At 72.9% G+C, this 1,407-nt stretch carries 2 protein-coding genes; both read right to left on the bottom strand.

Going from position 1 to position 1,407, the window contains the following annotated elements:
* A partial coding sequence (locus B7767_RS38960; protein WP_107486586.1) for a hypothetical protein occupies window positions 1-660 on the bottom strand: 660 nt, incomplete at its 3' end.
* A gap of 175 nt (window positions 661-835) precedes the next feature.
* Window positions 836-1,407, bottom strand: a 572-nt coding sequence (locus B7767_RS38965; protein WP_179167486.1) for a C40 family peptidase, incomplete at its 5' end; no start/stop codon positions are given.

Genomic DNA, 1,407 nt, shown 5'->3' on the forward strand with positions numbered 1-1,407 from the left:
CGCGCCGGCCGGGCCGAGCAGGTCCGCGCGTGCGGAGCGGGTGGCGCGGTCCCAGGCCGCGCGTTCGCCGGCCGGGAGGGAGTCGAGCAGCCGGCGGGCCTCGGTGAGCTTGCGCTCGACGGTCCGCTTGTGGGCGGCGACGGCCTCGCGGCTCCTCTTCAGTGCGCCGAGCTTTCCGGCCGCCTCCGCGCGGTCCTGGGCGAGGGAGCGCAGGGTGCTCCTGAGCCTCCTCAGCTCGGCGGCCTGGTGGACGGTGATCCGGTCCAGCACGGAGGCCTTCTCGAGGTAGTCCTCCGGGTCGTCGGAGAGCAGCAGGGCGAGGGCGGGATCGAGGCCGCCGGAGCGGTACTGGGCGCCGGCGAGCGAACCCAGCGACTCCCGCATGGTGTTGACGCGCGCCTGCTGCCGGGCGATCCCGTCCTGTGCGGTGGCGATCTGCCGGCGCAGTCCGTCGGCGCGCTCGTCGGCCTCGTTGTACGCCTCGGTCGCCTTCTCGGCCTCCCGGTAGAGGCGGTCCACCTCGGCCCGGGTGACGTCGTACGGCGTGGCCGCGGCCGGTACGGCGGCGAGGGCGGTGGCCGCCGCGGACAGCAGACCGAGGGCGACGGCGGCGCTCCGGTCGGATCCGGACGACGGTGCGGTACGGCGATGGGACCCCACGGGAAGCCGCGCTCCTTCCACTGGCGGACGGGAAACGCGGCAGACAGTAGCCTCACGGCGCCGGGCGAACCCTTGGCCGAGGCGACCGCACACAGTGACGCCCCGCCTGTGACCTGCGTCAGAGGCGGGGCGTGGGGAAGATCGGCGCGGCGGGGAATCCCCCGAACGGCGGCAGCTAGACGCGGACGCCGAACATGAACGGGCCGCCGATGGTGTTCATCGACTCGTAGCGCACGACGGTGCCGGTGCGCGGGGCGTGGATGATCTGGCCGTTGCCCGCGTAGAGACCCACGTGGTGCAGGTCGTTGAAGAAGAAGACGAGGTCGCCGACCTTGAGCTGGCTCACCGAGTAGATCCTGGTGCCGTCGTTGGTCTGGGCCTCGGAGGTGCGCGAGATCCCGACGCCGGCCTGCGCGTAGGCCCAGGAGGTCAGGCCGGAGCAGTCGAAGGAGGACGGGCCGGTGGCGCCGTAGACGTAGGGGGTGCCGAGCTTGCTCTGGGCGGCGGCGAAGGCGGCGGCGGCGCGGCCGGAACCGGCCGGGACCTTGACGTCGAGCGCCTCGCGCTCGCTGGTGCGGGTGGCGCGGCTCTCCTCCTGGGCGAGCTGCTGCTTCTCCGCGGCGGTGAGGGGGTTGAGCAGCTTCTGCGCGGAGGAGAGCTTGCTCTGGACTTCCTTCTTCTTCTTGCCCAGTTCGGTGCGGGTGGCGGAGAGGTCCTTGAGCTTCTCGGACGCCTCGGAGCGCTGCT

Origin of the sequence: Streptomyces sp. 13-12-16 (genome assembly GCF_002114215.1) — a bacterium.
Lineage (GTDB): Bacteria > Actinomycetota > Actinomycetes > Streptomycetales > Streptomycetaceae > Streptomyces.